This is a genomic window from Mycobacterium sp. (genome assembly GCF_049673265.1).
Taxonomy (GTDB): Bacteria; Actinomycetota; Actinomycetes; order Mycobacteriales; family Mycobacteriaceae; genus Mycobacterium.
This window is the reverse complement of the sequence record NZ_JBATXN010000139.1, coordinates 1-7,003: the sequence shown is the minus strand read 5'-3', so window position 1 is coordinate 7,003 and position 7,003 is coordinate 1. Positions and strand designations below refer to the sequence as shown.

4 protein-coding genes and 2 pseudogenes are annotated in these 7,003 nt (G+C 65.3%); 5 read left to right on the top strand and 1 reads right to left on the bottom strand.

What is annotated here, in order from left to right; all coding sequences use genetic code 11:
* From WBF82_RS04970 to WBF82_RS04960, 3 genes and pseudogenes are all read left to right on the top strand, one after another.
* Positions 1-266, top strand: a pseudogene (locus tag WBF82_RS04970) (hypothetical protein); the annotation flags it as partial.
* The gene (locus WBF82_RS04965; protein WP_424381983.1) at positions 263-1,324 is read left to right on the top strand and encodes a glutamate ABC transporter substrate-binding protein; all 1,062 of its coding nucleotides are present in this window, start codon (positions 263-265) and stop codon (positions 1,322-1,324) included. The pseudogene WBF82_RS04970 and the gene WBF82_RS04965, both read left to right, overlap by 4 nt.
* Positions 1,324-3,606, top strand: a complete 2,283-nt coding sequence (locus WBF82_RS04960; protein ID WP_424381982.1) for a serine/threonine-protein kinase PknG — start codon at positions 1,324-1,326, stop codon at positions 3,604-3,606. The genes WBF82_RS04965 and WBF82_RS04960 overlap by 1 nt, the downstream gene beginning before the upstream one ends.
* A gap of 104 nt (positions 3,607-3,710) precedes the next feature.
* Here the strand turns inward: WBF82_RS04960 and WBF82_RS04955 are convergent.
* A pseudogene (locus WBF82_RS04955) lies at positions 3,711-4,565 on the bottom strand (endonuclease domain-containing protein).
* Positions 4,566-4,669: 104 nt separating this feature from the next.
* Between WBF82_RS04955 and WBF82_RS04950 the strand changes: the two are divergent.
* Both WBF82_RS04950 and WBF82_RS04945 read left to right on the top strand, forming a co-directional pair.
* The gene (locus WBF82_RS04950) at positions 4,670-5,986 is read left to right on the top strand and encodes a DUF1800 domain-containing protein (protein WP_424381981.1); all 1,317 of its coding nucleotides are present in this window, start codon (positions 4,670-4,672) and stop codon (positions 5,984-5,986) included.
* 9 nt (positions 5,987-5,995) lie between these two features.
* The coding region (locus WBF82_RS04945; protein ID WP_424381980.1) for a DUF1501 domain-containing protein at positions 5,996-7,003 on the top strand (1,008 nt) is incomplete at its 3' end.

The window sequence follows — 7,003 nt, the reverse complement described above, 5'->3', positions numbered from 1 at the left end:
TCAACTCCTACATTTCGGTCGGCAATTATCGGGCCGCCACACAGGTCGCGCTGGGCAGCGGCGAGCAGGACTCAACCCCGGCATTCGACAAGCTGGACCGTGCGCTGGTTAAGGCGATGGAGCAGAGTCGCAACGAATTGCGTGACGACATCCTCTCCGCGCGCGGCGGGCTGGCGGGCGCGACGGTGGGTGGCGTCGTGCTGAGCCTGGGCGCGGCCGTCGCGGTCGCGTTGGGATTGTGGCCCCGGCTGAGCGAGTACCGATGATCACGCGGCGATCGCAAGCACGGCGGAGCCGGGCGCTGGGGGCACCCCCAGCCGCGGAGCGGCGAGGGGGACGGGTCGCCGCCATCGGCTGCCGCCCGCTCCGGATTCTGTTCGCCGCCCTGGCGATCTCTACGGTGGTGGCCGGGTGTACCGAGTCCGGCGCCATGGTGGTCACCCCGGTGCCGACCCTGCCGCCACCCACACCGGCCAGTATGCAGGAGATGCCTCCTAAGCCGCCCCTGTCGCCGGACAAGTCCGCCGACGATTGCAACCCCACCGCCAGCCTGCGGCCGTTCGACAACCCGGTCGATGCCGACGCGGCCGTGGCGAATATCCGTGCCCGCGGCAGGCTGATCGTCGGTCTGGACATCGGCAGCAACCTGTTCAGCTTCCGCGACCCGATCACCGGTGAAATCACCGGCTTCGACGTCGACATTGCCGGCGAGCTGGCACGCGATATCTTCGGCAGCCCATCGCAAGTCGAGTACCGGATCCTGTCGTCGGACGAGCGGATCACCGCGCTGGAGAAGTCAGAGGTGGACGTCGTCGTCAAGACCATGACCATCACCTGCGAGCGGCGCAAGCAGGTCAACTTCTCCACCGTCTACCTCGATGCCTCCCAGCGCATCCTGGCGCCGCGCGACTCGTCGATCACCAAGCCGTCCGACCTGTCCGGCAAGCGGGTCTGCGTCGCGAGGGGAACCACGTCGCTGCATCGGATTCGGGAGATCGCGCCGCCGCCGACCGTGGTCGAGGTGGTGAACTGGGCCGACTGTCTGGTGGCGTTGCAGCAGCGCCAAGTGGACGCCGTCAGCACCGATGACTCCATCCTGGCCGGACTGGTATCCCAGGACCCGTACCTGCACATCGTCGGACCCAACATGGGCACTCAGCCCTACGGTGTCGGGATCAAACTGGACAACACCGGGCTGGTCCGGTTCGTCAACGGCACCCTGGAACGCATCCGCCGCGACGGCACCTGGAACGCCTTGTACCGCAAGTGGTTAACGATTCTCGGTCCGGCCCCACTCCCGCCGAGCGCGAGGTATGTGGACTGATGACCGAGCAGCCGGTGGATCCCGAACGCCAAGACGCGGACGACGGCGTCGGCTCGGGTGTCCAGCCTGCCGACGCGATGGTGGATTCGTCAGCGCAGGACCGTCCGGTAACCACGCAGGCGGTCTTCCGACCCGATTTCGACGACGATGACTCCGAGGCCACGCCGGTGCACATCGTCGACACCGAACCGCAAGAACGCGTGAAATCGGCACCGCGAGCACCGGTCCGGCGGCTTGGCGGCGGACTAGTCGAGATCCCGCGGGTGCCCGACATCGACCCTATCGAAGCATTGATGCCCAATCCGGTTGTGCCGGAGTCGAAACGGTTCTGCTGGAACTGTGGGCGGCCGGTGGGTCGATCCAGCGCGTCGGGCACGGCCTCGGCCCAAAAAGCACAGTCGGAGGGCTGGTGCCCTTACTGCGGAAGCCCGTATTCGTTTCTGCCACAACTGAGTCCGGGTGACGTGGTCGCCGGCCAGTACGAAATCAGGGGCTGCATCGCACACGGCGGGCTGGGCTGGGTGTACCTGGCCCTCGACCGCAACGTCAACGATCGCCCGGTGGTGCTCAAGGGTTTGGTGCATTCCGGCGACGCCGAGGCCCAGGCGATCGCGATGGCCGAGCGGCGGTTCCTCGCCGAGGTGGTGCATCCCTCGATCGTGCAGATCTTCAATTTCGTCGAGCACACTGACCGGCACGGGGAGCCGGTCGGCTACATCGTGATGGAGTACGTCGGTGGGCAATCGCTCAAGCGCCGCAAAGGCGACAAGCTGCCCGTCGCCGAAGCCATCGCCTACGTGTTGGAAATCTTGCCGGCGCTGAGTTATTTGCATTCCATCGGTTTGGTCTACAACGACCTCAAGCCGGAAAACATCATGCTCACCGAGGAGCAGCTCAAGCTAATCGACCTGGGGGCCGTGTCACGGATCAACTCGTTCGGATACCTTTACGGCACACCGGGTTACCAGGCGCCTGAGATTGTGCGTACCGGCCCGACGATAGCCAGCGACATCTATACCGTCGGCCGCACGCTCGCGGCTCTGACGTTGAAGTTGCGCGCCCGCGGCGGGCGCTACGTCGACGGACTGCCCGAGGACGACCCGGTGCTCGCCAAGTACGACTCGTTCGGCCGATTGTTGCGTCGGGCAATCGATCCGGATCCGCGGCGGCGATTTGTCAGCGCCGAGGAGATGTCGGGGCAGTTGTCCGGTGTTCTGCGTGAGGTCGTCGCCCAGGACACCGGTGTGCGGCGGCCGGGCTTGTCGACGATCTTTTCCCGCAGCCGCGCCACGTTCGGCGAAGACCTATTGGTAGCGCACACCGACGTATACCTTGACGGCCAAGTGCATTCGGAGAAGCTGACGGCCAAGGAGATCGTCACGGCGCTGCAGGTGCCGCTGGTCGATCCGGCCGACGTCGCCGCGCCGCTGCTGGGAGCGACTGTGCTGTCCCAACCGGTGCAGACGTTGGACTCGCTGCGCGCGTTCCGCCACGGCTCAATGGATTCCGACGACATCGACTTGTCGGAATCCGTTGAGCTGCCGCTGATGGAGGTGCGGGCGCTACTGGACCTAGGTGACGTCGCGAAGGCCAACCGCAAACTCGATGACCTGGCAGAGCGTGTCGGCTGGCAATGGCGGCTGGTTTGGTATCGCGCGGTTTCGGAATTGCTCACCGGCGATTACGACTCGGCGATCAAGCATTTCAGCGAGGTGTTAGACACCTTCCCCGGCGAGTTGGCGCCAAAGATGGCGCTGGCCGCGACCGCCGAATTAGCAGGCAGCTCAGATGAACGCATGTATTACGAAGAAGTGTGGAAGACCGACGACGGGGTGATCTCGGCGGCCTTCGGCCTTGCCAGGGCGCAGTCGGTGGAAGGGGATCGAGCCGGAGCGGTCCGCACTCTCGACGAAGTACCCGCCACCTCAAGGCATTTCACCACCGCGCGGCTCACCAGTGCGGTCACGCTGCTGTCCGGCCGGTCGACCGCCGACATCACCGAAGAACAGATCCGCGATGCCGCGCGGCGGGTGGAGGCGTTGCCGCCGACGGAGCCGCGGGTACTGCAGATCCGGGCACTGGTACTGGGCAGCGCGCTGGACTGGCTGGGTAGCCATGAGGCCAGCACGAATCACATTCTGGGTTTTCCGTTCACCGAGCACGGCCTGCGACTCGGCGTCGAGGCATCGTTGCGTGGGCTAGCACGCGCAGCGCCCACGCAGGCGCACCGCTACACCCTTGTCGACCTGGCCAATCGGGTGCGACCGACCAGCACCTTCTAACGAGCTCCCCTGCGCGCGTCGAGTGTGAACCTGCGGCGTCGAGTGTGAACCTGCGGCGCGGTTTTCGCTAAATTCGCGCCCTGACTACACGCTGAAAGCCCCCATTACACAGTCGATTTCCGCGAGTCCAGGGCAGAACACACTCGTTGCAGGATAGCGGCGGGATGGTCGCCTGCGATCACCCGGATGACGATCCAACCCAGGCGCTCTAGTGCCTCAAGCCGACGGATGTCCTTGCGGTACTGCAGCGGATCGGTCCGGTGGTGTTCGCCGTCGTACTCGACGGCCACCATGCAATCTTCACAGCCAATGTCGACGAAATATGTCTCTTTGTCGGCTATCACCGGGATCTGGGTCCGCGGCGGCGGCAACCCAGCGTCGATGAGAAGCAGCCGAAGGTAGGTTTCCCGCGGCGACTATGCCCCCGCGTCGACAAATCCGAGAGCTGTCTCGAGCTTTCGGAGACCGCGCGCACCGGGATGGCGGCAGGCGAGGGACATAATGTTGTCGAGCTTGAGACCCGTTGCGCGGGCACGTGCATCGAGTCGGGCAACCGCGATGCGATGCGGCCCGCGGCGGCCGATGTCGAACGCCGTACGCTCCGGCGTGGTGACCGACAGCGCGCCGACAGCGGTGACTTCACCGTCGAGCAGCACATCGCGGCGGGTCTGCACACCGCGTGGTGGACGAGTGTTGGGATAAATGAGCTCGATGGTGATGTCGTCATCGATCCAATTGGTGCCGTGCAGCGCAGCGGCGGCCAACCCGGCGATGGTCGCCTCGCGCCTGGCCCACAGCCAGGCCGCCGCAATTCTGCGCTCGAGCGACAGCTGAGAGTGCTTGCACAGGTAGACGTTCGGAAACACCAGCCGGTGTCACGTCCTGAGCTGATGCCGGTTGAGTTGACCGCAGGCCAACGCCTCGGTGCCGATGAACGGCTCTGCCGTGTTCGGCCGCATGGCTGAAGGGTCACACGCCAAGCACTGGTCGCGCTTCCGCTGTCCACAGGCCAGTTACCGCCTTCGCACAGCAAACACACAGCTGAGGACTCCACAATTCGCCTATGGCTGGCCAGTCGGACCGGTGGATCACCACCGCCCGGGTTCTGCGCCGCTCCGGGTTCGGGGCGACCGGCGCTCAGGTCGACGCCGTGGCCAGCCAGGATTGGGCGAGCTACGTCGACGCCGCTCTGAGTGCGGATCCCAACGCCGACCCGGGCGCGGTGGCGACACCAATGCCGACGCTGCCCACCCTGCGCCGCCCCGGCAAGGGAGCGGCGGTGGCCGACCGGAAAGAGTTCAACCGCCGGCTCGCCGAGCAGATGACCGAGCTCTCGCAATGGTGGCTGCGCCGGATGATAGCGGTGCAGCAGCCCATCCACGAAAAGCTGACCTTGTTGTGGCACAACCACTTTGCCACTTCGGCCCAGAAAGTCAGAGTTGCCGCGCACATGTCTGCGCAAAACCAGAAACTGCGCAACCTGGCACTCGGTGATTTCCGCTCGCTTGCTTATGCCATGTTGACCGACGCCGCGATGCTGCGCTGGCTGGACGGGCAGAGCAATACGGCTAAGGCCCCAAACGAAAACCTAGCCCGTGAGTTCATGGAGTTGTTCACGCTCGGTCATGGCGGTGGCTACACCGAAGACGATGTGCGGGAGGGTGCCCGCGCGCTGACCGGGTGGGCCGTCCGGCCCGACGGCCAAACATCGCTGCTGCCCAGCCGTCACGACCACACGGCCAAAACGCTATTCGGCGTCACCGGTAATTTCGACGCGGCCGAATTCTCCGACATCGTGCTGGCCCAACCGAAATCCCCGCAGTACATCTGCGGGCGACTGTGGCAGCAGCTCGCATCTGACGCCCCGCCGTCGCCGCAGGCCCTCGACCGGTTGGTCACCGCGTACGGTCCCGCCCGAAACCTGAGGGCGTTGACTCGGGCAATCCTCACCGACGACGAATTCATCAGTAGCCGGGCGGCCATCATCAACACGCCGGTCGAATGGCTCGTCGGGGTGATCCGCACGTTGGGCGTTTCGCTCGACGCCCCGGCGCGGATGAAGCTAATGAACGCCACGCTGCGCGGGCTGGGGCAGCGACCGTTCTATCCGCCGGACGTCGGCGGGTGGCCGCACGGCCGGGTCTGGATGTCGACCGCCAGCGCCGATGTACGGATGCGCGCCGCGAGTCAGCTGGCGCGCGCCGGCGACCTAGCCACCATCGAAGACACCGCCGCCGATGACCGGATCGACGCCGTCGGCTATCTCATCGGGGTTGGGGCATGGTCGGACCGGACCGTCACGGCGCTAAAGCCGTTGGTGCGTAGGCCGGTCCAGCTTGTCGCCGCAGCCGTCAATACGCCCGAATACCTGACGTCATAGCGAGTGCCGATGTCCGATCTTAATCGCCGCAAATTTTTGATCGCCAGCGCCGGCCTCGGCGCGGCCGGCCTTGTGTCGGGCGCATGCGCAATCAGCTGGCCCGACCTGATGCGAGAGGCCAAGCAGCGGCCTCTCGCCGAGGGCAGCGGTGTGCTGGTGATCCTCACGCTGTACGGTGGCAATGACGGCATCAATACCGTGATTCCATACGCCGACAATGCTTATCATGACGCACGGCCCGAACTGGCTTATGCGCCAGGCGATGTAATTGCCTTAGATGGCCAGCTTGGACTCAATCCGGCGCTGAAGGGTCTGGCTCAGCAATGGAACAACCGGAAGCTGGCGATTGTGCGCGGTGTGAGCTATCCGCAACCCGACCACAGCCACTTCCGGTCAATGGACATCTGGCAAACCGCGTCGCCGGCCGAGCCCGTCCGGACCGGTTGGATCGGTCGCTGGCTCGATGCCACCGGAGACGACCCGCTGCGTGCGGTCAATGTCGGCTCGGTCCTGCCACCGCTCGCGGTTGGTGAAAAGTGCACGGCAGCAGCACTTTCCCCGTCCGAGAAACCTGAATCAGCGGACAGATTCGCGGAGGTAATGGATGCGCTGGGTGCAGACGACTCCAACGACACTCCGGCGATGGCGGCGGTCTGTGAGGCCTATCGGGCCACCCGCACCACCGACACAACCCTCGGCGCGATCAAACCGTCTGGCGACAAGCACGGCTCACTGGCCGGCCAGCTGAGCATGGTGGCGGCGGCCGTCAAAGCCGCGGTGTCCACTCGGGTGTATGCCGTGCAGCTGGGTGGATTCGACACGCACGCCGACGAACGTACGACCCAGCAGCGTCTGCTGCAGACCTTCGACGAAGCTGTGACGCCATTCCTGCAGCAGATGGCCGGCGACCGGTACGGTAAAAACGTTGTGCTGCTCGCGTATTCGGAGTTCGGACGACGGGTGAAGGCCAACGCCTCGCAGGGCACCGATCACGGCACCGCTGGCCCCGTGTTCGTC